General features: G+C 64.2%; 19 protein-coding genes. 8 read left to right on the forward strand and 11 right to left on the reverse strand.

The features are described 5' to 3' along the window. Positions 1-93: 93 nt before the first annotated feature. From HR9077_RS03900 to HR9077_RS03925, 6 genes are all read right to left on the reverse strand, one after another. Positions 94-1,434: an alginate export family protein gene (locus HR9077_RS03900; protein ID WP_136065325.1), complete on the reverse strand. Its 1,341-nt coding sequence runs from the start codon at positions 1,432-1,434 to the stop codon at positions 94-96. 217 nt (positions 1,435-1,651) lie between these two features. Next, positions 1,652-2,971 carry a TRAP transporter large permease gene (locus tag HR9077_RS03905; RefSeq protein ID WP_244613022.1) on the reverse strand — a complete coding sequence of 440 codons (1,320 nt, stop codon included), beginning with the start codon at positions 2,969-2,971 and terminating at the stop codon, positions 1,652-1,654. After that, the gene (locus tag HR9077_RS03910) at positions 2,968-3,474 is read right to left on the reverse strand and encodes a TRAP transporter small permease (RefSeq protein ID WP_136065327.1); all 507 of its coding nucleotides are present in this window, start codon (positions 3,472-3,474) and stop codon (positions 2,968-2,970) included. Before HR9077_RS03910 ends, HR9077_RS03905 begins: the two co-directional genes overlap by 4 nt. Before the next feature lie 51 nt (positions 3,475-3,525). After that, entirely contained in the window at positions 3,526-4,608 is a 1,083-nt protein-coding gene (locus HR9077_RS03915) for a TRAP transporter substrate-binding protein (protein ID WP_244613024.1), read from the reverse strand. Between the two features lie 127 nt (positions 4,609-4,735). Then, positions 4,736-7,774 (reverse strand): cytochrome P450, encoded by a 3,039-nt coding sequence (locus tag HR9077_RS03920; RefSeq protein ID WP_136065329.1) that lies wholly within the window; start codon positions 7,772-7,774, stop codon positions 4,736-4,738. 386 nt (positions 7,775-8,160) lie between these two features. After that, complete coding sequence (locus tag HR9077_RS03925) at positions 8,161-10,041, reverse strand: FAD-binding monooxygenase (protein ID WP_136065331.1); 1,881 nt, start codon at positions 10,039-10,041, stop codon at positions 8,161-8,163. A 425-nt stretch (positions 10,042-10,466) separates the two neighbouring features. On the opposite strand from HR9077_RS03925, the gene HR9077_RS03930 reads away from it, so the two are divergent. From HR9077_RS03930 to HR9077_RS03950, 5 genes are all read left to right on the forward strand, one after another. Further along, the gene (locus HR9077_RS03930) at positions 10,467-10,853 is read left to right on the forward strand and encodes a 5-carboxymethyl-2-hydroxymuconate Delta-isomerase (RefSeq protein ID WP_136065333.1); all 387 of its coding nucleotides are present in this window, start codon (positions 10,467-10,469) and stop codon (positions 10,851-10,853) included. Between the two features lie 43 nt (positions 10,854-10,896). Next, positions 10,897-12,405, forward strand: a complete 1,509-nt coding sequence (gene hpaE / locus HR9077_RS03935; RefSeq protein WP_136065335.1) for a 5-carboxymethyl-2-hydroxymuconate semialdehyde dehydrogenase — start codon at positions 10,897-10,899, stop codon at positions 12,403-12,405. A 60-nt stretch (positions 12,406-12,465) separates the two neighbouring features. Continuing rightward, the gene (gene hpaD / locus HR9077_RS03940; RefSeq protein ID WP_136065337.1) at positions 12,466-13,446 is read left to right on the forward strand and encodes a 3,4-dihydroxyphenylacetate 2,3-dioxygenase; all 981 of its coding nucleotides are present in this window, start codon (positions 12,466-12,468) and stop codon (positions 13,444-13,446) included. 63 nt (positions 13,447-13,509) lie between these two features. After that, positions 13,510-14,394, forward strand: coding sequence for a fumarylacetoacetate hydrolase family protein (locus HR9077_RS03945; RefSeq protein ID WP_136065339.1), 885 nt, complete (start codon positions 13,510-13,512; stop codon positions 14,392-14,394). Continuing rightward, on the forward strand, positions 14,385-15,185 hold the full coding sequence (locus tag HR9077_RS03950; RefSeq protein WP_136065341.1) for an FAA hydrolase family protein: 801 nt from the start codon (positions 14,385-14,387) through the stop codon (positions 15,183-15,185). Before HR9077_RS03945 ends, HR9077_RS03950 begins: the two co-directional genes overlap by 10 nt. An 18-nt stretch (positions 15,186-15,203) precedes the next feature. On the opposite strand, the gene hpaA is transcribed toward HR9077_RS03950, so the two are convergent. Then, complete coding sequence (gene hpaA, locus HR9077_RS03955; RefSeq protein WP_136065343.1) at positions 15,204-16,103, reverse strand: 4-hydroxyphenylacetate catabolism regulatory protein HpaA; 900 nt, start codon at positions 16,101-16,103, stop codon at positions 15,204-15,206. A 352-nt stretch (positions 16,104-16,455) separates the two neighbouring features. Here hpaA and hpaD (HR9077_RS03960) point away from each other — a divergent pair, with 352 nt between their 5' ends. The 3 genes from hpaD (HR9077_RS03960) (at position 16,456) to hpaR (ending at position 18,981) form a co-directional block, all read left to right on the forward strand. Next, the gene (hpaD, locus tag HR9077_RS03960; protein ID WP_136065345.1) at positions 16,456-17,310 is read left to right on the forward strand and encodes a 3,4-dihydroxyphenylacetate 2,3-dioxygenase; all 855 of its coding nucleotides are present in this window, start codon (positions 16,456-16,458) and stop codon (positions 17,308-17,310) included. A gap of 86 nt (positions 17,311-17,396) precedes the next feature. Next, complete coding sequence (gene hpaI, locus HR9077_RS03965; protein WP_136065347.1) at positions 17,397-18,197, forward strand: 4-hydroxy-2-oxoheptanedioate aldolase; 801 nt, start codon at positions 17,397-17,399, stop codon at positions 18,195-18,197. A 343-nt stretch (positions 18,198-18,540) separates the two neighbouring features. Beyond that, entirely contained in the window at positions 18,541-18,981 is a 441-nt protein-coding gene (hpaR, locus tag HR9077_RS03970; RefSeq protein ID WP_136065349.1) for a homoprotocatechuate degradation operon regulator HpaR, read from the forward strand. A gap of 76 nt (positions 18,982-19,057) precedes the next feature. On the opposite strand, the gene HR9077_RS03975 is transcribed toward hpaR, so the two are convergent. The 4 genes from HR9077_RS03975 to HR9077_RS03990 form a co-directional block, all read right to left on the reverse strand. Further along, on the reverse strand, positions 19,058-20,674 hold the full coding sequence (locus HR9077_RS03975; protein WP_136065351.1) for a GMC family oxidoreductase: 1,617 nt from the start codon (positions 20,672-20,674) through the stop codon (positions 19,058-19,060). Between the two features lie 227 nt (positions 20,675-20,901). Continuing rightward, positions 20,902-22,608 carry an amidohydrolase gene (locus tag HR9077_RS03980; RefSeq protein ID WP_136065353.1) on the reverse strand — a complete coding sequence of 569 codons (1,707 nt, stop codon included), beginning with the start codon at positions 22,606-22,608 and terminating at the stop codon, positions 20,902-20,904. A 124-nt stretch (positions 22,609-22,732) separates the two neighbouring features. Next, positions 22,733-24,136 (reverse strand): APC family permease, encoded by a 1,404-nt coding sequence (locus tag HR9077_RS03985; protein WP_136065355.1) that lies wholly within the window; start codon positions 24,134-24,136, stop codon positions 22,733-22,735. A 314-nt stretch (positions 24,137-24,450) separates the two neighbouring features. Continuing rightward, the coding region (locus HR9077_RS03990) for an amidase (protein ID WP_136065357.1) at positions 24,451-25,261 on the reverse strand (811 nt) is incomplete at its 5' end.

Here is a 25,261-nt window from a genome sequence, read left to right on the forward strand (position 1 = left end):
CGATCGGCACCGCCGATGGCCGCAGGCTAGCGCTTTCCGAGCCGGCTCCGCTTGAACCCTGCTGCCAGCCACATGACGCTCGCTGCCGGCTTCTCAAAAGTTGAAGCCGACCAGCAACTGGCTGTAATAGTTGCTGTCGCTGTCGCCAAGCTGGGTCCCGCCATCGCTCGCGGAAACGTCGGGGCTGTAGCGACCCAGCAGCGGCATGACCCACCAGCGCTCGCTCGGCGCCCACACGGCATACAGATCGATCTCGTTGCCGCTGAGATTCGGTCCCGCCTCCGTGGAGAGGGTGTCGAAGTCGTAGAGCATCGCGCCCAGGCTCACGCTCGCCGACGGCGTCAGCGTCAGGTTGATCTGCTGCACCCGGGCATTGGTATTGAAGGGGCCGGCGTAGTTGGCGGCGACCTCGCCCTGGAACCAGGTACCGAGCGCGCGTCCGTTACCGTAGAACAGCGGATCGTACTGCTCGGAAAAGCGGCTGAACCGGTAGCTCACGGCAGGCGAGCCGGGCAGCTCGGCGAAGGTCCAGCCCGCCTCCAGATACCAGGCGTTCTCGTGGTCGTCGCTGCCGTTTTCCTGCCAGGCGTACTGGCCGGCGAGAAACAGGTTCTCGACGCCGGCGTTGCCCTGGCCGCGCAGGCTGTAGACCCGGGTATCCTCGCGCTCGGGGTAGAGAAAGGCGTAGTCGTCATCGACGTCGAGGACGTCGATGTAGGTCGCCCCCAGCGTTCCCGCGTCGGAGACGTGCTCCAGCGTGGCGACGCTGAGTTCAGGCTCGGCCTGGGCGGGGTTGCCCGACTTCAGCCACATCAGGTCCCCCCGCCACCCCCGATCGCCGCCGAGGCGCAGCACCGCGGTATTCTCGAAGGACTGGCGCGCCGCCAGATAGTAGGCGCCGCCACGGTCGAGATCGCCGCCCAGCACCCCCTCGCCGAAATTGAGCGCATCGCCCGAGATCAAAAAGCCGTCGCCGACCTGGACGCGCTGACGCCCCGCGGACAGGTCGACACCATCCTGGCCCAGCACCGGGAACAGCGCGCCGGACTTCCAGCCGACGTAGAGATTCTCGAGATGGGTGCGCCGTTCATCGCCGGTGGTGAAGCCGGCGGCGTCGCCCTGGCCGAACGTTCCGCCCGAGACCCCGGCCACGTTGGCGTAGAGCGAACCACTGTCACCGCCCAGCGCGTGCGTGACATCGAGCCCGTACTTGACGAACCCCTCCTGCCAGTCGCGGCTGCCCGATTCGGCGGTTGCGGATTGGGCGTAGCCCTTCTGGCTGTGAAAGGCTCCCAGCACGCCCTCGATATTGACGTCGACACGGGTCGTGCCATCGTCGAACAGTTCCGTGGCGCGGGCCCCGCCGGACGCCGAAAGCGTGACGACGGCCGCGATGGACAGCGTGGGCAGCAGATGTGGATAACGTGACGTCATGCTGAAAGTCCCTTGTTGTTATGGCATTTCCCGGGAATGCGCCGGGTGACATACGCCACGCTATCCGGCTGCACGGAGACGCGCTTGTCTCGGCCTGACGGAAATCTGGACGCGCCTGCCCGACCGGCGTGTCCTGGACGCCACGTACGCGAAAAACCGGCGCAATGGCCGGTTTCGTCACCGCAAGAAGGAAAAGGAGGAATACGCTACCGCGGTCTCAAAGCCATACCAGCGACAGCGCCGGCACCAACACCACGATGGCGATACGCACCATGTCCGCGCCGATGAACGGCAGGATGCCGCGGCTTACGGTGGCAAGCGAGGTGCCGTGGCTGTACTTCTGCACGATGAACAGGTTCATGCCCATGGGCGGTGTGATCAGGCCGATCTCCACCACCATCAGCGCGACGATGCCGAACCAGATCGACTTGGCGGTGGCGTCGAGCCCGAACAGGTCGAGCTCGAGGATGATCGGATAGAAGATCGGAATGGTGAGCAGAATCATCGACAACGAATCCATCACGCAGCCCAGCAGCAGATAGATCAGCAGGATGATCAGCAGCACCGTCAGCGGCGCCAGGCCGCTGCCCATGATCCACTCCGCCAGCGCCGTGGGCAGTTGTCCCAGCGCCAGGCCGCTGTTCAGCAGGTCGGCGCCGATCACCACCAGGTAGATCATGGCGGTCGCCTCCGCGGTGCCCGCCAGACTGCGGTAGACGCCCTGCCAGCGCATGCCGCCGCGCCAGACGGCGTAGAGACCGCAGGCAGCGGCGCCGATCGAGGCGGCCTCGGTCAGGTTGGCCCAGCCGCCGTAGAGCCCGTAGATGACCACGGCGAAGATCACCAGTATCGGCGCGATATCGCCCAGGCTCGCCAGCCGCTCGGCCCAGCCGTGGCGTGGCGCCCGCTCGACGTCGCGCATGGTCCGCGTCGCCACGATGCGGATCACCACCAGATAGCCCGCCACCGCCAGCAACCCCGGCAGGATCGCCGCCATGAAGAGCGCGGCGATCGACTCCTGGGTCAGCACGGCGTAGACGATCAGCGGTACCGAGGGCGGAATCAGAATCCCCAGGGTCCCCGCCGCGGCGATGGTGCCCGTGGCCAGGCGCTTGCCGTAGTGGTAACGCTCCAGTTCCGGCAGGGCCACCTGACTCATGGTGGTCGCCGTGGCCAGCGAGGAGCCGCAGATGGCACCGAAACCGGCGCAGGCCCCCGCCGCCGACATCGCCAACCCGCCCCGCCAGTGACCGATCCAGCTGGCACTGGCGCGGAACAGCGCCTTCGATAGCCCGCCGTGGATCGCGAACTGCCCCATCAGCACGAAAATGGGAATGACCGCCAGGTCGTAGCTCGAGAATCGGGCGTAAACGAGATTGTTGAGGGTAAACAGCAACGCCCTGGTATCGCCGTCGTTGACCAGCCAGTAGCAGAGTGCCCCCGCCAGCAACATGGCGACCCCCACATGCCAGCGACAGCCCAGCATCACCAGCAGGACACCGAGCGCGATGGCGCCCACTTCCAGGCCACCGATCATGGACTCTCTCCTCCCGTTGCCGCTTCTCGGCCGCCCCCGATCAGCCGGAGAACGCTCTGATGGAGCGCGCAGACCCCGAGCAGGGCCAGGCCCGGCAGCATGGCGACCTGGGGGATCCATTGCGGAATGCCCAGTTGCACGCTCTGGGCGCCGTAGTCGAGGCTGTCGACGGCCAACAGCGCCGTTCGCCATACCAGCAACGCGCTGACCAGCGCCAGCATCAGGTGCGAGATCGCCAGCAGGGCGCGATTGAGCCCGGCCGGAAAGAGCGTGGCAACGATATCGACCCGGATGTGACGGTCGTTGACCTCGCACAGCGGCAGGAAGCAGACCACGGCGACCGCGACCAGCATCTGCAGCAGCTCGATGTCCCCCGTGATGGGCGCGGAGAAGAGCCGGCGGCCGATCATCGAGACCAGCGACATGCCGATCGCCGTCAGCAACAGCACGCCACCGACCATGGCCAGCGCCATTGCCGCGCGTTTCAACACGATCCCCGTCATGCCGGCCTCCGTGCGTCTTCTTCACGCCATGCGATGAATCCGGTCATCGATTCACTCCGCGCGGCGCAGTTCGGGGGCATGCTCGTCGACGACCGACGCGAGTTGCTCGACCAGTGCACCACGGTCTGTATCGCCGTCGCCGTCGCCGGCGGCGATCCAGTCCTCGACGATGCCGCGGGTGGCGTCGCGCATGTCGTCATAGGCGGCGGCGTCGAGCGTGATCACCGTCTGATCGGGGTCGCCTTCCAGTCGTGTCCTGACCTTGGCGATCGCCTCGTCCCAGGCCCGGCCGAAGCGAACCGACAGCGTCTCTCCGCTCAGCGAATCGAGTACCTGACGCGCCTTCTCGGGTAGCCGGTCATAGCTGCGCTGGTTCATCAGCAGCGCCAGCACCGTCACCGTCGGTGTCGCCTGATCGGCCGCCGTCTCGATGTGGTAGCGGGTAACCTCGTCGAGCTTGGTCGGCGGCACGACCTCCCAGCCGGCCGAGGCGCCATCGATGACGCCCTTGGCCAGCGTGTCGGCGATCTGGGCCGGTGGCATGCTCACCGCCGAGGCGCCAAGCGTGTCGATCAAGTTCGAGGCCATGCGCGTGGGCGCGCGCAGTCGCAGCCCCTGCATGTCGGCGCGATCGTGGACCGGGGTTTCCCGGGTATGGAAGACGCTGCCGCCATCGCTATGCACGGCAAGCACATGGTAGTCGGCGAAATCCGCCGCGGCGGGTCCCTGGGTGAATTCCCAGGCGATACGACTGCCCTCGACGCCACCGGCAGGCAGCATGAAGGGCAGTTCCAGCGCCTCGCTGCGCGGGAAGCGACCCGCCGAATAACCCAGTGCCGTCCAGGCGACATCGACGACACCGTTGCGCACCATGTCGGCGAGCTGCGCCGGGGTGCCGCCCAGTTGCATGGACGGGTATATCTGGCAGCGCAGCTCCCCCTCGGATTGCGTTTCGAGATCCTCGCACCAGGGCTCGATGACGTGCTGCTGGGCGTTGGACATCGCCGGCAGGAAATGCGAAATGCGCAGGGTGGTCGCCGCCGACGCCGCCTGGCTGGTCAAGCCGAGGACCAGACAGAGCCCCCACACCCGTGCCAGGCAGTGCATCATGGTTCCGGCTCTTTTCATTGGCATTGGGTTTCCTCCGAACTCCGAGCGAGCATGCTATTGTGATCTTTAATAAATTAATGATCAGACGTTGATAGGGCCTTCGGGCAGGTGCCAGTCGTGCCCCTGCCCCTCCGGTATGACGCCGGCGTCCTCAGGCCGGCAGTTTTTCCTCGGCCGCGAGCAGGGCCAGCACGCCCTCCGCCCAGTCCAGGGCAATGTCCGAGGCCGCCAGCGCGCCGCTGGCATCGTGGCGGCCATATTCCCCCACCCGCGTTGCGTCGCAGGCCATCAGCGCCTCGGTGAGCAGTTCGCTGCCGCGGGAATAGGTCTTGGCGTAGCTGCTGTCCCCCAGCCCAAGGCTGGCGAAGCGAATGCCAGCGAGATCCGGAGCGTCATCGCGCAGCGCCTCGTAGAATCCGCGTGCACCGCTGGGCACCTCGCCATCGCCGTAGGTCGAGCAGAGGATGAGGTAGAACCGTTCCGGGTCGAGCGAATGCGGGTCGGTGTCGGCGAGATCCGCGACGCTTACCGCGCAGCGCCCGTCGAGTGCCTGCTCGAGCTCTTCGGCCATGAGCTCGGCGTTGCCGGACTCGGTGCCGAACAGGATGCCGACCGACAGATCCCCCAGGTGTTCGCCCTCATCGGCCGCGCCCTGGGTGTCACGCTCGATCGCGATCGACGCGTCCCGCGCCGACGCGAGCAGCGCCTCGAGCGTGCAGAGCTTGGTGCGCACCCGCCCCGGCGTGGTTTCGGTGCGCTCCAGATGATCGATCCGGCGCCAGCCGTCGATGTCGGTCGCCTCCGAGTGGGGCACGAGCCCATCGCGCTGGCAGCGCACCTCGCCGGCGGCGATATCGGCCCCGATCACGCCGGCAAGCGCCCGGGCGTCGGTGCGCTGATCGGGGATCGTGCCCCGGGCGCCGCGCCGCAGCCAGCCGGCCAGATAGAGCCCGGCCTCAACACGCCCGGTCTCGGTAACGCTCGGCAGCGCCGAAAGCGCGTTGGAAATGGCGTCACTCGGATCGGGCACGAAGCCGATGGCGGTAATCACCGAGTCCACGTCCAGTGACACGGCGCCCCCCTCGTGATCGAGCGTCAGCCCCTCGACCTGCGTCTGCCCGTCGATGCGCTCGGGTACCGCCTCGAACCACCACTCGACCGTCATGCGTGGCGTCCCTTCGACCTCGACCCGGCCCACGCCCGGCAGCGTACGCAGCGCGTCCAGCCGGGCGTCCTTGCCCTCCGGCATACTGCCGAGATCGACGCCGTGAAGGCGGTGGATGATGCCGCTGAACCGGCCCAGCTCGCGGATCATCACCGGATCAAAGCGGGCCTGCTGCGCGGGGGAGCGCCCGATGATATGAAGGGTGTCGATCTCGCGGGTCAGCGCGCCGTGCACGGCATCATCGATGTCGCTGCCCTCGAGTTCCGTCGGGCGGATCGACAACAGCCGCAGCACGTCGATGGCGACGTTGCCCTGCCCGACGATCGCCACACGCCGCCCGAGCGACGGCGTTGCCGTCTCGTCCGGGTGGCCATTCAGCCGCCGGGTAATGCAGCCCGCGCCGTACACCCGGGCCAGGGCATTGCCCGGGATCTCCAGCCGGCGATCCGCGTGTACGCCGGAGGCGAGCACCACCGCGTCGTAGCCAGCCCGCAGGTCATCGACGGTGACGTGCTGGCCGATGGTGGTGTTGCCGATAAAGCGCACATTGGATGAATCGAACAGGCGATCGAACTGGCGCGACACGGCTTTCGTGCCCTGGTGGTCGCCGGCGACGCCGTAGCGCAGCAGCCCGTAGGGCACCGGCAGGCGGTCGATGAGATCGATTCGGGCGCCGGGCATGCGGCGCTGGATTTCCTTGGCGGTGAAACACCCGGCCGGCCCCGAGCCCACGATGGCCACATGCGGAGTCGCCTCGGATTCGGCGGCAGACCCCACCTGGCCACTGACCGACACGGACGCACCGCTGCCTTCGAGCGGACGCACGTCGCGCCAGGTCACCGGCAACGAGAGCATGCCGCGAAAGACCCAGCCACCGACGGAGGGATCGCGGTCGGGGTGAAGGTCGAGCCCCTTCAGGTGATCGAACAGCAGCGGCAGCGCCACATCGGCCACCTCCGCCCGCGCCGCCCGGGCGCCCAGGCAGACATGCGTGCCCTTGCTGAAGGCCAGGTGCGGCTTGACCTCGCGGTAAATATCGAATTCGTCCGCACGATCCCACACCGACTCGTCGCGGTTGGCCGAGAGAATGCAGATGCCCAGGCGGGCCCCGGCAGGCAGTTCGACCCCGGCCAGCACGGTGTTTTTCGTGGTCTGACGCGAGTACAACCCGATCGGCGCCACCCAGCGAATGGTTTCGTCGAAGACCGTCGACCAGAGCCCGGGGTCACGCTCGACCGCGCGGCGCTGCTCGGGGTGGGTCAACAGTGCCCAGGCGGCCCCGCCCAGCGCATCCCGGGGCTCGTTGAGGCCACCGCCGATGGTCATCTTGATGTTGGCGCGGATCTTTTCCAGCGGCATCCGGTCGTCGGGCGTGGACAACAGCGAGGAGATCAGGGAGCTGTCGCGATGATGGAGGTGCCACTCGAGCATCTCGTCCAGCGCAACATCGATCTCATCAAAGGAGCGCTTGCCCGCCGCCCAGACCTCGGGGTCGTCGCCGTAGTTGCCGATAGCGTCCATCAACGTCTGCGACCAGCGCTGCAGGTCATCGGCCTCGGCGTTATAGAGCCCGAGCATCATCTTCAGGCATTCGGCGGCGAACGGCGCCGAGAAGTCCCAGATCAGATCCGCCCCCGGCCCCTTGTCGATGAACCGGGCCAGTTGTTCCCGCCCCTTCTCGTGAAAGGTCCGGGTCCAGACGTTTTTGACCGTATTGGGCTTGAAAACGCTCTGCCACTGCCGGCGTTCCCGGTAGTGCTCCGGGTCGTCGCGGCGCAGCATCGAATGCCCCATGGCGCGGATCTGCAGCGAGTCCTTTTCGTTGGCGGAATAGGTTTCCTGGTCGTGCTCGGTCGTGATCACGGCCTCGTAGCTGGTGATCAGGTAGCGATTGACACTCGGCACCCAGTGAACACCACCCTCGCGGCGAAGGCGTTCGTAGATCGGAAACGGGTCATGATAGAGCGTCTCGAGATCGACCCAGTCCGCCACGGGGGCGGAGCGGGGTGTCAACGACTTGTTCATGTGCGAACTCCACGGGTGTCCATCGGTATGACTGGCCCCACATCGTGGGCGTTTATGTGCGCATCACCCGCTCGCTCATGGGTTAAGGCGCAGCAGGCCGGGCAATCGCTGCGTGGCATGCAGGCCACCGCCTTGACCGCTGAAGTGTCGGGGTCGCCCGTGCGTTTCGGATGCCATGGGCGGACATGTGCTCGAAGCACGAGCCGCCTGATCACGAACCAAGCTAGCCATTTGTTAATAAATTAACGATTAGACTTTAGACAGAGAAAGTCACGCGTGAAGTCTGAATCTCGCCACCCCTCGCGACAGGGAACCGGATAGAATCGACAAGAAGCGCTGCCGGGGAGTCCCGGCAGCTTGCCCGCGAACTTTCAATTTTGAAACGATTACGGGGCCAGGATCGGCCGAAAGAAACCGCCCAGTTCGTCGGTCGCCGACAGCGGCAGGACATGGGCCACATACTGGTCGGGACGCACCACGATGACGGCGCCACGGCGGTCGATGCCCCGCGCCTCGAAAATATCGTCATCGGGCAGGACCGCGAAAACGTTCTCGTAATTGACGAGCTCGAACGGGCCCACCCGCGGCATGAACACCTGGGGCACGCTCGCGATGGCAACTGCTGCGTGTGGCTGCTGATAGATCACCTTGATGTCGAACCAGGCACTGGGATCGAAATCCCGCGGACCGACGTTCAGCGGGGAGTCTGCCGCCGTGGCGAGCCATTCGCCGAAGGTGTCGACGGCCGATGATTCATGGGACGGGGCCGAATCGGCAAACACATAGAGACGCCAGCGTCCATCGGCCGTCGCCTGGTGGCCAAGATGAAGCGGGTTGCCGTCACACACCCGCGAGACCCGGGCCGACTTGAAGCGCTTGCCCACCGGAAAGCCGGTGGCGAGTTGCTGATGATGCGCCTCGGCCGTGATGAGCGACGGCGCGTACTCGGTCATGAAGCCCGCCAGGAATTCGATGGTTCCCATATAGAAGTCCTCGAGCTCGGACGGATCCTCGAACTCCTCGGGGCGCTTGGCCATCAACGTCGACCATTGCTTGTCGAAATCGATCAGGTTCTTGGCGACGACTTGCCGCTCGGCCGAGTAACTGGAGAGCAGACTCGCCGGACTGCGTCCCGACAACACATGCCCCAGCTTCCAGCCGAGGTTGAAACCGTCCTGCATCGACACGTTCATGCCTTGCCCGGCCTTGGCACTGTGGGTGTGACAGGCATCCCCGGTGATGAACACATGCGGCAGCCGGCCCGCCCCGGGATCCTCGACATCGTCGAAACGGTCGCTGAGGCGATGCCCCACCTCATAGACGCTATGCCAGGCGACGTTGCGCACCTCGACTGTGTAGGGATGCATGATCTCGTTCGCCTTGGCGATGATCTCCTCGATCGACGTCTCGCGCACGGCATTGCTGCCTTCCGCGGGAACCTCGCCAAGATCCACGTACATGCGGAACAGGTAGCCGCCCTCGCGGGGGATGAGTAGGATGCTGCCACCCGTACCCGACTGGATCGCGCACTTGGTGCGGATATCGGGGAAGTCGGTCACGGCCAGTACATCCATGACCCCCCAGGCGTGATTCGCCCGGTCACCGGCGAGCGTGCAACCGATGGCATCGCGCACCCTGCTGCGCGCGCCGTCGCAGCCGACCACGTACTTGGCACGCACGGTACGCGTCTGCCCCTCCTGCCCCCCCGAGGTGTGCTTGAGCGTGACAGTCACCGGGTACTCGCCCTCGGCATCGACCTCGAGGCCCTCGAACTCGAAGCCGTAATCGGGTCGCACGCGGGCCGGGCCGTTGGCGGCCGCCTCGGTGAGATAGTCGAGCACCCGGGCCTGATTCACGATCAGATGGGGGAACTCACTGATACCTCCGGGGTCGTCGGGCGTGCACGCCGTGCGCACGATGCGGTCCGGGTTCTCGGAATCCGGCTTCCAGAATGCCATCTCGGTGATCCGGTACGCCTCGTCGATGATGCGGCCGGCGAACCCCAACGCCTGAAAGGTCTCGACGCTGCGTGCCTGAATGCCATCGGCCTGGCCGACCTCGAGCCGCCCCGCACGCCGCTCGACGATACGCGTGCTGACGCCGGGGAACTGAGCGAGTTGCGCCGCCGTGATCATGCCGGCAGGCCCGGAACCGACGATCAGCACATCGACGCTCTCGGGCAGCGTTTCGGAGCGATCCAGACCCACCCCGGCCGCGGGCTGGATGCGCGGGTTATGAGAGACGTATCCGTGGTGATGGAACTGCATGATCATTACCTCGTTAGCATGCCGGCGAACCGGGCGAGTTGGTTTTTTCCATGCTGATGAAACCCCGAGCACTTGAGGATGTGTTTTACACAGACTTGATTGTACTTTTCGCAATCTTCACCCCTACCTTGGTCGACACCCCATTCCCTCGCCTTTAAAACTCATTAATCTATAAACAATACGTTCAGCGACAGCTCATCAAGGACACCCGGCCGGCACCGTTATTGGTCCTTGCCGCCATTCCCCAGGGAGATCGGGAAAATACACCGCGGATGGAAACACCCTTGACAGACTGCGCCAGATAATTCATTAATATGTTAACGTAATCGACGCTTTTCCGATGCCTCCGCCCGGAAGCAATGGCGCGGTCATGTCACGGAGGGGGCGCTTGCCCAGCATCACGCCGCCACACCAAGGAGAACGACGTGCCACATCTGCATATCGAGTATTCACCCGGCGTCGAGCGGCATGTGGACATGGCCGCTGTCTGCCGGGCCGCCTGGGCGGTCATGAAGGAGAGCGATCTCTTTCCGCTCGCCGGGATCCGCGTGCGCGCCTTCGCCGCCGACCATTGCATCGTCGCCGACGACCACCCCGACAACGACTTCGTCGCGATGACGCTCTCCGTGGGCGCCGGCCGCGAGACGGCGGCCCTCGAGGCGGCGGGGGAGCGCCTCTTCGCGGCGGTCCGGGACGCGCTCGCCGTGCCGCTGGCCACCCCCCACTTCGCGCTCTCGCTGGAGATTCGCGAGATCGATGCCGCGCTGAGCTGGAAGGACACCCCGATTCACACCCGTCTTTCGCAACACTGAACCTTCCGCAACAACGGACTTGCCGACCTACAGGAGATTCCCGATGAGCACTCTGGACGAGAACATCGCCCGCGCGCAGGCGTACATGCGGCGGTTCCGCGAGCAGGGCGTGATGAACCACATCAACGGCGAGTCGATGCCCGCCGACTCGGGCGAGACCTTCGAATCCCTATCGCCGATCGATCTCGAGCCATTGGCCAGGGTTGCCCGGGGCGGCGCCAGCGACATCGATCGTGCCGTCGGGGCGGCCCGGGAAGCCTTCAAGACCTGGAGCAGGACACCGGGCAAGGAGCGCCGCGCCATCCTGATCAAGGTGGCGGAAGCCATCGAGGCGCGCGCCGAGGAGATCGCCTTCACCGAGTGCATGGATACCGGCCAGGCGCTGCGCTTCATGTCCAAGGCGGCGATCCGCGGCGCGGCCAACTTCCGTTTCTTCGCCGACAAGGCCCCGCAAGCCGAGGACGGCCAGGCCCTGCGCAACGAGACCCAGATGAACGTCACCTCCAGGCGCCCGTTGGGTCCGGTGGGTGTCATCACGCCGTGGAACACGCCGTTCATGCTGTCGACCTGGAAGATCGCCCCGGCGCTGGCTTCCGGCTGTACCGTGGTCCACAAGCCGGCCGAGTTCTCGCCGATGACCGCCAAGCTGCTGGTCGAGATCGCCGAGGAAGCCGGGCTGCCCAAGGGGGTGCTGAACCTGGTCAACGGCTTCGGCGAGGACGCCGGCAAGGCCCTGACCGAACACCCCGGCATCAAGGCGGTCGCCTTCGTCGGCGAAAGCCGCACCGGCCAGATGATCATGGCCCAGGCGGCACCGACCCTGAAGCGTTTCCATTTCGAGCTGGGCGGCAAGAACCCGGTGATCGTCTTCGACGACGCCGACATCGACCGCGCCGTCGACGCCGCGAGCTTCATGATCTACTCGCTCAATGGCGAGCGCTGCACCTCCTCCTCCCGCCTGCTGGTGCAGGACACCATCTACGAAGAATTCACCCGCCGCGTGGCCGAGATCGCCGACAACGTCAAGGTCGGCCACCCGCTCGACCCCGACACCGTCGTCGGGCCGCTGATCCATCCCGAGCACGAGCAGAAGGTGCTCTCCTATTTCGACAAGGCCCGCGAGCAGGGCGCGACCATCGCCGCCGGCGGCGAAAAGGTCGGAGGCGGCGGCTGTTTCGTGCGGCCGACGCTGTTCACCCAGGCCACCAACGACATGGCCATCGCCCAGGAGGAGATCTTCGGCCCGGTACTGACCGCCATTGCGTTCAAGGACGAGGACGAGGCGCTGAAGATCGCCAACGACACCCAGTACGGTCTGTCCGCCTATCTGTGGACCAACGACCTCGACCGGGCCATGCGTCTGACCGACGAGCTGGAGGCGGGCATGATGTGGGTCAACTCCGAGAACGTGCGTCACCTGCCGGCGCCGTTCGGTGGCGTCAAGGCATCGGGCATCGGCCGTGACGGCGGCGACTGGTCGTTCGACTTCTACATGGAGACCGTCAACGTCGCCTTCCCGCGCAAGGTCCATCAGGTGCCGAAGCTCGGTTGACACCATTGTCGCAGGGGTGGCCGACAGGCCACCCCGCCCGAAGAATCAAGGAGCCGCATCATGCCCATACCCACTCCCACGCTTTATCCGCCGTTCAATGTGCTCCGCCTGAGCCATGTCGTGTTCGGCGTGACCGAGCTCGCCAGGAGTCGGCACTTCTATGTCGACACGCTGGGCCTGCAGGTCACCGACGAGGACGACCGGCGCATCTACCTGCGCGCGATGGAAGAGCGCGGCCATCACTGCCTGGTGCTCGAGCAGAGCGACACCGCCGCGGTCCAGGCGCTGTCGTTCAAGGTCTTCGACGAGCAGGAGCTGGACAAGGCCCACGACTGGTTCAAGGATCAGGGTCATCCGGTCGAGTGGGTCGAACGGCCCTATCAGGGGCGCACGCTGCGCACGCTCGACTGCTTCGACACGCCGATCGAGTTCTATTTCAGGATGGAGCGCCTGGCGCCGATCCATCAGCAGTATGCCCTGTACCACGGCGTCAAGCCGTTGCGCATCGATCACTTCAACCTGTTCTCGGCAAACGTCGACCAGGCGGTCGAGTTCTACAACCGCATCGGCTTCCGCGTCACCGAGTACACCGAGGATGAAGAGAGCGGCAATCTGTGGGCGGCCTGGATGCATCGCAAGGGCGGCGTTCACGACATCGCCTTCACCAATGGCGAAGGCCCTCGCCTGCACCACACCGCCTTCTGGGTACCGACCCCGCTCAACATCATCGATCTCTGCGACCTGATGGCCACCACCGGCTATGTCGGCAACATCGAGCGCGGCCCGGGACGGCATGGCATCTCCAACGCCTTCTTCCTCTACGTGCTCGACCCGGACGGCCACCGCATCGAGATCTACTGCTCCGACTACCAGACCGTCGATCCCGACCTGGAGCCGATCAAGTGGGACCTGAAGGACCCGCAGCGCCAGACCCTGTGGGGGGCGCCGGCACCGCGCTCCTGGTTCGAGCATGGCTCGATGTTCGAGGGCGTCGCGACCCGGGTCTCGCAATTGAAGGCCACGCCCATCGTCGCCCCTTGAGCCCCCGGCTTTCGGGAACCCGAACATGGCCCGGCGACGACCGGGTCCTTCAGGAGAAATCGCATGAGTACTGCCCTGCCCCCCCGCCTGGCGTCCTTCCACGCCAACGGCGCCGACCGCTACGGCGTCGTCACCGACGAAGGCCTCATCGACCTGACGCCGGAATTCGGGTCGCGCTTCAAGGGGCTCAAGGAAGTGATCGAGGCCGGTGCCATCGACGAGGTGATGCGTGCCGCCGAGCAGCGCCGCCCGAGCTACCGCGAGGAGGACGTCACCTTCCTGATTCCGGTCGCCAACCCCGAGAAACTGATCTGCGTCGGCGTCAACTTCCCGTCGCGCAACGAAGAGTACAAGGACGGTCAGGCGGCACCGAGCAAACCCTCGCTGTTCATTCGCTTTCCCCGCAGCTTCGTCGGCCATCGCCAGAATCTGGTACGCCCGCCGGAGAGCGAGCAGCTCGACTACGAAGGTGAAGTGACCATCGTCATCGGCAAGGGCGGCCGGCGGATTTCGCGCGAGAAGGCCTACGAGCACATCGCCGCGCTGACGCTGTGCAACGAAGGCACCATCCGCGACTGGGTACGCCACGCCAAGTTCAACGTCACCCAGGGCAAGAACTTCGACGCCAGCGGCGCCATCGGCCCCTGGCTGGTACCGTTTCGCGAGGCCTCCCAGCTCGACGACATCGCGCTGACCACCCGGGTCAACGGCGAGGTACGCCAGCAGGACCGGACCTCGCGGATGATGTTCGACTTCCGCTACATCGTGAACTACGTCTCGACCTTCACCACCCTGGTGCCGGGCGACGTCATCGTCTGCGGCACGCCCACCGGCGCCGGGGCCCGGTTCGACCCGCCGATCTGGCTCGAGCCGGGCGATGTCATCGAAGTCGAGGCCGACGGCATCGGCACCTTGGTCAATGGCGTGGAGGACGAGAAATGCCGTTGACCGATGCCCAGATATCCGACGCCGCCGATGCCCTGCTTGCAGCGGAAGAAAACCGCGAGCAGATCGGCCTGCTGTCGCTCCGGTACCCGGACATGACGCTGGATGACGCCTACGCGATCCAGGCCGCGCAGCTCGACAAGAAGAAGCGCCACCACGCCATCCTCGGCTGGAAGATCGGCCTGACCTCGAAGGTCATGCAGGAGGCGCTGGGTATCGACACGCCCGACAGCGGCGTGCTCTACGATTACATGCGCTTCGACAGCGGTGTGGTCATTCCCGGCAATCACTTCATTCAGCCACGCATCGAAGCCGAGATCGCCTTCGTCATGAAGGCGCCGCTGGAGGGCGAGGTCACGCGGGACGATGTGCTGGCGGCCACCGATTACGTGGCACCGGCTGTCGAGATTCTCGATACCCGCATCGTGCGGCAGGACACCGGGAGCGGCCGCAAGCGCACCATCGTCGATACCGTGTCCGACAACGCCGCCAATGCCGGTATCGTGCTGGGCAGCGAACGCCACGCCCCGGAGACCTTCGACCTGCGCTGGGTCGGCTCGATCGTCAAGAAGAACGCCGATGTCGTGGCCACCGGCCTGGGCGCCGGCGTGCTCGACGACCCGGTCGTCGGCCTGGTGTGGCTGGCGCGGCGCATGGCCACCTATGGCCAGCGGATCGAGGCCGGTCAGGTCGTGCTGTCCGGCTCCTTCATCGGCCCGATCGAATGTCCGTCCGGCAGCGATATCGAGGCGGACTACGGTCCGTTCGGGAAGGTGACGCTGCGGTTCGATTGATCGACTGCCCCGCTCCGGTCAGGCCTGACCGAACTGGCGACGGCGGTAACGTGACGGAGTGGTGCCGGCATGACGCGCAAAGAAGCGACAAAAATAGCCCGGATCCTGGAAACCGAGCCGGTAGCCGATCTCGTTGATGGTCAGCCGCGTGAAGGTCAGCAGGCGCCGGGCTTCCTGCGCCAGCCGGTCGTGCACCAGCCGCTTGCTGGGTACGCCGGCGATACGACGACACACGCTGTTGAGCCGCGCCTCGGTCACGTTGAGGACCGCCGCGTACTCCGACAGCGTCCAGTGCGCCGTGTAGTGCGCTTCGATTTCCCGATTGAAACGATGAAACAGCGTCAGCTCGTCGTGACGAACGTGCTGCGACTTGAGCGAATTGGCCGACAAGCGAAACAGGCCGATGAAGATCAAGCGTGTCAGCGTGGTCAACGCCACTTCGCGTCCCGGACGAGCGGCCTCGAATTCCAGCCGCAGCTCGTCGAACAGCCGTTCGACACGCGCCACCTCACTGCGCGCTTCCTCGGTGACATGCCCGGTCGCTACGCAAACGGGGGCCACGTGCTGCACGTTGCCAAGATCCGCGCTCTCCTCGAGCAGCGACCACACCAGTTGCTGGCGTACCGTCAGCACATGCCCGTCGCTGCCCTCCTCCGTGGTGAACGCGTGCGGCACGGTCGGGGGCGTCAGAAAGAACATCGGCCCCTGCTGATGAAACTGCCGGTCGTCCAGGTAGACCCTCAGCATGCCGCTTTTGACGTAGTGCACCTGGAAGAAGCGGTCATGATGATGCACCGGCATGTTGCGCCCAAAGAAATCGGCCATGCGGCCCAGCGCTTCGTAGTGCACCGTGGCGTCGGCGTAGCGCTGATCGTACTCCTGACCGATCGTGATGTTGGGAATCGGCTCCAGTGCCATGCCGCGACTCCTGTGTGTATGCGCTTTGCCCTTGCAGCCAGTTCACATGTTAACAAAAAGGCGATACACAGCATCATGACCGGTACGTGTGTGCAGAGTCATCGCGCAAGGGTATGGGATCTCTCTCCACGGGAACTGCAATGCGTCGAGGGCAGGTGCGAGCAAGGGTCTTTCGCCATGGATGGCGAAAGTAGCGCCCATGGATGGGTTTACAGCGCCCTTGCGACAACCTGCCATCGGCTGCTTGCCATCTCTCGAGGCGAAGGGTTCACATCGAGAGATGGCCCTGCACGTATAGCCCGTCGACATCGCCGCTTCCCCAGATCACTTTTTATATTAAAGGAAACAACTCATGGGTGAGATCGTCCTCGCTGCCAAGATCACGCACGTTCCCTCCATGTATCTCTCGGAACAGCCTGGCAAGCACCATGGTTGCCGAGCGCAGGCGATTGCCGGCCACAAGGAGATCGGTCTTCGCGCGCGGGAGTCGGGGGCCGATGTCGCGCTGGTCTTCGATACCCACTGGCTCGTCAACAGCGGCTACCACATCAATTGCGGAGACCGTTTCGAAGGCGTCTATACCAGCAATGAGCTGCCGCACTTCATCCAGAACATGGAGTACGGCTACGATGGCTGCCCCGCGCTGGGAGAGCGGATCGCCGAGGAAGCCAATACCTCGGACATCCGCACCATGGCGCATAATATCAAGAGCCTCAAGCTGGAATACGGCACCCTGGTACCGATGCGCTACATGCACATGGACGTCCCCGAGGAACAGGCCTTCAAGGTAGTGTCCATCGCTGCCTGGGATGCCTGGCACGACCTGAACGAAAGCATGAAGTTCGGCGCGGCCGTACGTCGGGCGATCGAAGCCAGCGACCACAAGGTCATGGTGCTGGCCTCGGGTTCGCTGTCGCACCGCTTTACCGACAACAGCATGGCGCAAGAGAACATGCACCGCTGGACGCGTGAGTTCGACCGGCAAATGGATATACGCGTGGTGGAGCTGTGGCGTCAGGGCAAGTTCGACGCCTTCCGCGCCATGCTGCCCGAGTATGCCCAGCACTGTTACGGCGAGGGCGGCATGCACGACACGGCCATGTTGCTGGGCGTATTGGGTGAAGGGTACGACACCCCTGCCGAGATCGTGACCGAGCCGTTCGGTAGCTCCGGCACCGGCCAGATCAATGCCATCTTTCCGCTGTAAGAAAATGCCAAGGCCGTGAAGCCGCCGGGTTCACGATCCTCGCTTGCGATACAGCGGCCCCACACGGAATCACCGGGAGAGCACCCATGGACATGCCAACCAACTCGTTCAAGCAGGCGCTGACCAGGGACGAGGCCCAGATCGGCCTCTGGCTGGGCCTGGCCAACGGCTACTGCGCCGAACTGGCGGCCAACGCCGGCTTCGACTGGCTGCTGATCGACGGCGAACACGCGCCCAACGACCTGCGTACCATCCTCGAGCAACTGCAGGCGGTCGCGCCCTACGCGGCGCAGCCCGTGGTGCGCCCCCCCGTGGGGGAGACGGCACTGATCAAGCAGTATCTCGACATCGGCGTGCAGACCCTGCTGATCCCCATGGTGGACAACGCCGAACAGGCTCGCGCCATGGTCCGCGCGACCCGCTACCCACCGGAGGGCGTGCGTGGCGTCGGTAGTGCGCTGGCGCGGGCCTCCCGCTGGAACTCCATTCCCGGCTACCTGGACAAGGCCGACGCCGAAATCTGCCTGCTGGTACAGATCGAAACGCAGGAAGGGCTCAATAACATCGACGAGATCGCTGCCGTCGAGGGCGTCGACGGCGTGTTCATCGGCCCGGCGGATCTGAGCGCCTCGCTGGGTCATCGCGGCAACCCGGGACATGACGCGGTCCAGGCGGCGATCGAGAACGGCATCCAGCGCATCCGCCAGGCAGGCAAGGCGGCCGGTATCCTGTCGGCCAATCAGACACTTGCCAGGCGCTATCTCGAGCTGGACTGCACCTTCGTGGCCGTCGGCGTGGATACCAGCCTGCTGATGGGGTCGTTGAAAGCGCTGGCCGCCACGTTCAAGGACGGCGAGACGCCGGCGGCGCCCTCCTCGGTGTATTGAACGCGCTGACCGGGCCTGGCTGGGGCGGGCCTGAATGGCTCGCCCGGCCGGATAGCCGATGACACGGCGTTCGGCCCTGCAACCTGGGGTTATACGCGGCACAGGGGCCCTGCCGACGTGTAGGCGAAGCGCGCGAATATGCTATGGTCGGCATCGACGAAGGCATCGTCTCGACGGAAGTCGCGCCGTTCGGTGAATCGAGGCTTCAGGCGTTGGCCGGGAAGGCTCCCGTTACGGTATTGAAGACTCTCTCGAACTTAACTACTCATGCATGGGTATTCGATCACCCAACGGTCAGGACCAAGGAGCGATCCCCTTGGTTGCTTTCTCGACAAGGCGAAACATGGCGCGTCCGACTCCCTCTCTCACTCTCGCTCTTCTTCAGGCCCGTGAATCCGCGATGGATTTCTTCCGGCCACATCTCAATCGCAACAACATCACCGAGCAGCAGTGGCGGGTCATTCGTATCCTTTGGCAGTCCGACGAGCAGACGCTCGAAAGCCACCAACTGGCCGAGCTGGCATGCATTCTGCGCCCCAGCCTGACCGGCGTGCTGGTGCGGCTGGAGCAGAACGGCCTGGTACACCGCTGGAAACCCGAATCCGATCAGCGCCGTCTGTGCATCACCCTGACGCCGAAGGGCAATGCGCTTTTCGACGACATGAAAGAAGAGATGATGCGCCAGTACCAGAAGATCCAGCAGGCCCTGGGGAAGGAGAAGTACCGCACCCTGATGAACCTGCTGGCCGAGGTCAAGGATCTGCATCCGGACGATGACGTTTGACGCCATGGCAGCCTCCCGTTCCCAATCGCGAACGTGATTGCCAGGATTTCATCGACGAATCGTTACCGCTTCAAGATCAGTTGCAATGACTGCTTGCGATCAGTTTATCGGCGGCCTTCTCCGCTACCGCGATGGTCGGCGCATTGGTGTTTCCGCTGGGCACGGTGGGAAACACCGAGGCATCCATTACGCGCAACCCGTCAATGCCATGAACACGTAACTCGGTATCCACGACGGCGGTATCCGGCCGGGGTCCCATACGGCAGGTGCCGACCGGGTGGTAGACGGTCTTGGAGGTTCGGCGAACGAAATCGACCAGCGCATCGTGATCGCCCCAGGCGCTGTCGACCGGCTGGATGATCCGGTCGCAGCACTCGCTCATGGGTCCCGAGCGCGCAATGTCCAGAGCGACCTTCACGGCACGGACCATGCCCTCGACATCGCCTTCTTCCGTCAGGTAATTGGCCCGGATGACAGGCAGGGCATGAGGGTCCGCGCTGGAAAGACGCACGTCGCCACGAGACTCCGGCTGCAGGAAGCCGGCCTTCAGACTGACCCCGTGGGTATAGCCCTCCAGAATGCCGTCCGGATCGTCCCAGGTATCGAGTACCGGCAGGAAATGAATCTGCACGTCGGGTCGGCCCTGCTGGCAACTATCGACGAAGGCGCCCGCTTCCAGCACGTTCGAGGTACCGACGCCGCTGCCGAAGAGCAGCCACTGGAAACCGTTCCTGAGCGCGGCGAGACCGGAGTCCTGACCATAAAGCGATACTGGCTCACGTGTCGTGGCGTTGACCGAAATATGCAGATGATCCTGAAGCCCCTGGCCGACCGGCAATTCGGCAACACAGTCGATGCCCCGTTCCTCGAGATGGGAGGCCGGGCCGATGCCGGACAGCATCAGCAGCTTCGGTGACCCGATGGCTCCTGCCGAGACGATCACCTCGCATCCGGCATGAGCGGTCACCGGTTCGCCGTTTCGGCGAGAGTAGACGACCCCCGTGGCCCGGCCGTTTTCCAGAACGACGCGGTGCGCCAGGGCCTCGGAGACGATGGTCAGGCGGGGGTCGTTGCGTACGGCATCCAGGTAGCTGCGCGAGGTGCTGGCGCGGCGCCCATCGGCGGTCGTCGTGGTCTGATAGTAACCCACCCCCTGCTGGGTGGCGCCATTGAAGTCGTTGACATAGTCGAGACCGACCTCCTGACCACCGCGAATGAAGGCCATCGAGAGTGGATGACGATACCGGTTTTCCGATACCGGCAAGGGCCCCGCGCCGGAATGGAATCCCCCGCCGAGGCTCTCGTTGGCTTCGGCCTTGCGGAAATAGGGCAGCAGTTCAGCGTAGCTCCAGCCCTCGCACCCGTAGTCGCTGGCCCAGCGGTCGTAATCCTCGCGCTGACCGCGAATATAGATCATCCCATTGACCGAGCTGCCGCCCCCGAGGATTCTGCCCTGGGCCATGGTCATCTCGCGATGGGCGGCAGCCGGCTCGGGAGCGGTCACATATCCCCAGGTCTTGGTGGGAATCACCTTGCCGACCCCGGACGGCATGCGTACCAGGGGGTGGCGGTCGGATCCCCCCGCCTCGAGCAGCAGCACCCGGGCCCTGGTCTCCCTGATCAAGCGGTATGCAATGACGCAACCGGCGGAGCCGGCGCCCACAATGATGTAATCGTAACGATCCTCGGCCATCTCGCCTCCCTTCACGAATCGAGCTGTATGCACGCCTCATCAGCCGAAACTAAGGGGCCGAACCGATCGTTGATTGATCATCCTGGTCAGCGACTTGCGCCTGCATGACACCGCTTGTTTTCTGTTACTTTACAGACACTTGATGACACTAGACTTTAGCCTTGGCATCCTGCTGACATAGTCCTCGGAGAGCCCAGGCAACCGGCACTGGCTGCTATGCCACACGCTCAGTCATTGAATCGAGGATTCTTATAAACCGGCTCTCCCCTGAACACCGTCAGCAGCACCCGGGTCTCCGAAATATCGGATACGGGAATGGCAAATATATTCCGGTCGATGACCACCATGTCCGCGGACTTGCCTGGCTCTATGGAACCTATTTCCGACAACAGATTGGCAGAATAGGCCGCCCCCGAAGTCATCGTGTCGATGGCCGCTTGCAGAGGAATGCTCTGCTCGGGGCCGATTTTCCGTTGCACCATGGACTCCAGATGAGGCCAAGGATTTATCGAACTGGAGATGGATGGCCAGTCGGAACCATAGGCAATCGTAGCGCCGGCCTCCAGGAGTTCTGCCGTCGGTGGCGTTCGCGCATAGCGATCCTTACCCAGGGCTTCGATCATGACCTCGCTGTAGGGGCCGGGTATCCAGATGGGAGGCGCGATATCCGCCACCACATTCAATTCCTTGAAACGGGGCAGGTCCCGCTTGCTCACCATGCCGGCATGGGCGATTGAATGATGAAGCTTGCCGGTCGGGTTCTCTTGGCGAGCGGCCGCTACTGCGTTCAGGGCCTCGCGCACCGCCGCACTACCGGAAGCATGAAATTTCATGGTGACGTCTTCTTTATCCAGTTCAATGGCATCTTCCCGGATTTCCTCCGGTGTCATTCGCAGCTTGCCCCGAAAATCGCTCGAGAGCTGATGTTCGTGCAGCGATTCGGCCTGATAGGGGTTCAACAGGGCAGCGGTATACGCCGGCGGGACCCCGTCCAGATAAAACTTCACATTATTGGCATGCACATTGTCGGAAAAATAATTCCGTCTGTTTTTTATCGTCTCGAGCTGTTTCTCTCTGGATTCGTTGAAGTCGGTTTCATACTGAAGAAAGGCAATTACCCGAGCCGTCAGCCCTTGCCGCTCGTCCACGTCATGATAGGCCTTGAGCGTCGCCCTGTCGGTACGGGCCTCCACGTAGGTAGTGATGCCATGACGGTTCGCCATCTCGGCTGACTTCTTGGCGACCTGCCGGTATTTCTCATCGCTCAACGGGGGAATCGCCTGTGTCAATTCTCCGGCAGCTTCTTCGTGCAGTATCCCTGTAGGCTCGCCATTCTCGTCAGTCAAGATGGCCGGCATCTTTCGCGCCTTCTCCCTTGTAAAACCGGCCTCTTCCAGCGCCAGGGAATTTACGTAGCCATTATGTCCGGTGTCATCGAGAAGATAGACGGGGTTGTCGGGCGCCACGGCGTCCAGTGCCGACTTGTGGACTTTCCCCGTGTCCGTATAACTCGACGCCCAGGCCCCTCCCACGATCCATTCCCCGGGTTCTGCCTCGGCCGCACATGCCTTGACCTTCGCAGCTATGGCTTCCGCGGGCGTACTGCTGGGAAATCCGCAGCTGAACAATTCACGCTTGACCCCACGCACGTAGTGACCATGACCATCCACTATCCCGGGTAGGACCGTCTTGCCCTGCAAATCAACGACGTGGGTACTGGCTCCTATGTAGCTCTCCATGGCCTGGTCGCTCCCGACCGCAATGAAGAGGCCGTCCTTTATGGCCACGGCCTCGGCCCGGTCCCGTTGTTCATCCTGCGTATGAATCTCGCCATTCAGGTAAACGTGATCGGCAACCTCGGCGGCTACACAAACACGACCCACCTGAAGCGCCACGCCAACAAGAGCAATCCCAACCAACGCTTTCATGGCCATACCCGTTTTATTCCAGCTACTACATGGATGAACACTCGGCGGCCTCTCCTCGGTGGCCGGTGGGGCGCTGCGCAGATCCAGCCCAGTGGGCAGGCCGGACCGAGGAAAGCCGTCGATTCAGCCTTCAGTCGGTCATGTCAGGCTCGAAGAGCCCTTTCTTCATCTTGAACTTGACCCAGAACAGCGCGATCACGCCGACGATACCCAGCACAACACCGAGCAGGGTATAGACCATTGCCGTCATCTCCGGCGACGGCGAGGCATTGGCGGCCACATAGCCCATGCCGGCGATGCCGATAAGCTGCGGGACGGGGTACAGTGGCGTCCGGTAGGGGCGCGCGTGCCCGGGCTTTCTGACGCGCAGCACGATCACGTTGATGTGCGCCACGATGTAGGCCAGCAACCAGCTGGTCGACGCACCGATCAGCAGCACGATGATGTTGTCCGGACTCACCAGCAGAAACGGAATCGCCACGATCGCCGCCAGGAACAGGATGCCGATCCAGGGCGTTTCGAAGCGCGAATGCAACTTGCCCATGATGCCGAAGACCTGGCCGTTGTCGGCCATCCCCGAAAGCATTCTCGGCACCGTGGCGAGCACGGTATTGACGGTACTGCAGGTGGCCGTCAAGCCCATGACCGTGGCAATGATCAGCCCCGCCTTGCCGAAGACGCCGTCGACCAGGTCCAGGTAGGGCAGCGGCGAGGTGGTCAGCGTCTCCATGGAGAGATAGCGGCCGGCGCCCAGGCAGAAGAGCGTGAACAGCAGGAAAATGATGATCAGCGACACGAACATCGCACGCGGCACGCGCCGCTCCGGCTGGCGAATATCCTCGATCAGCGGACAGATATACTCACAGCCGACGAACATCCACATCGCCAGTGCCGTCAGACCGATGAAGCTGCCGTCGGAGATGCCTTCAAGCCCCCAATCGATGCCGGCCGCCGCCTGCGCGACGGATGACGTGGGCGTGTCCAGCAGCGCGGTGGCACCGACCAGCAGGATGGCGGCGATCATGGCGAAGGTGAACAGATTCTGCAGCTTCGCGAAGACGTCGGTGCCCAGGATGTTCAGAAATGCCAGCCCGAACAGCAGCAGCACCGGAATCAGGTAAGAAGGCAGCATGCCGGGAAAGAGCGTCTGCAAAAGCGCATCGACCAGCAGCAACTCCGCCGAAAGGCCGAACATCGCCACGATCACGTAGCCGGAGAACACCGACACGATGGCCGGAAAATGGCCGATCGCCTTCTGGGTGTAGGTCGCCAGCGTCCCCGACGACGGGTACATCAACGAGAGTTCGGAAAAGCTGATCGCGTTGCAGAAAGCGAACAGCAGCGCCAACCCCATCGCTGCCAGAAAGCTCAAGCCGCCGATGCCGAATCCCATCAGCGCGGATGCCATCGCCCCCTGCACCACGACGCAGCCGACGCAGATGGCGATCATGGTCTTGAATCCGATGCCCGGTGCGCTCGAGCGGCGATGACTCTCGCGGGCGCTCGCGCCTTGGGCAGGCGTCGTATCGGTCATTGCGAACCTCCTTAGGCTTTTTGCCATTGTTGTGCCCAGTCCCCACTACTGACCCGACCAAGCCTGCTCTCGATGCGCTTTTGAGTCTTGACTGGCCTTGACAGTCAGTTGGCACTCATCGCCTGAAGGCGACCATTCACCCGCGTCACCGACCGCCTGCCCATCGACGGCGCGAAGACTGCGGAAGACACAGGGGCAAGACACCGGGCGCTGCCCGGTGTCATTGAGTGGCGATCATCGCCGGGGAGTCTGGAAAGGGGTTCTTAGAGGGTGTTTACGAAGTCGGCGAGCGAAGGCATTTTGTAAACACCCTCTTAACGGCAGCACGCACTGACCGCGGGAACGCGTCCGCCCCACGGCTGGGCCCGCTCCAGCTGCGCGGCCAGCGAGAACAGCCGGCTTTCCTCGCCGAAGCGTCCGGCGAAATGGCTGCCCAATGGCAATTGCTCCCCGGTCCAGTAAAGCGGTACCGACATCGCAGGCTGACCGGTGGCGTTGAACAGCGCAGTGAAAGGGCAATAGCCGTGAAAGTCGTCGATCACCTCCGCCAGCGACAGTCGATCGTCGAAGGCGTCCAGCTCGCCGATCCGTGGCGGTCGACAGGCCAGGGTCGGCGACAGCAGCACGTCGAACCGCTGCATGGTCGCCGCCATCCGGCGCCCCAGGGCGTGGATGTAATTGATGGCGGCGACATAGCGGGTGGCGTCGATTCGCCCCCGCTCGCGCAGCATGATCCGGGTTCTCGGCTCCAGCTCCTGCTCGTCGACGGGCGTTCCGCGCATCTCGCCCAGCATGTCCAGGAACTCGCGGGTGCTCGGGCCGATGATGTCGAAGCAGCGCTGGTAGAACGCTTCCCAGTCGACGGGCAACGTGATCGATTCGACGCGATGCCCCAGGGATTCGCAGAGCGCCGCGGTCTGCCGCGCGACGGCCTCGGCCTCCGGCGCCAGCGCCGGCCCCTCGATGAGCCCGATTCGCAGCGTGCCGGGGTCGCGCTCGGTCGCCTGGCGATAGGGAACGGGGCTGTCGGGCGCCGCATAGGGCGCCCCCAGATCGGCACCCGCGGTTGCGTCCAGCAGGGCCGCGCTGTCGCGCACCGAGCGGGTAATGGCGTGAGACGTGCCC

It is taken from the genome of Modicisalibacter radicis, from assembly GCF_900961225.1.
Classification (GTDB): Bacteria; Pseudomonadota; Gammaproteobacteria; order Pseudomonadales; family Halomonadaceae; genus Modicisalibacter.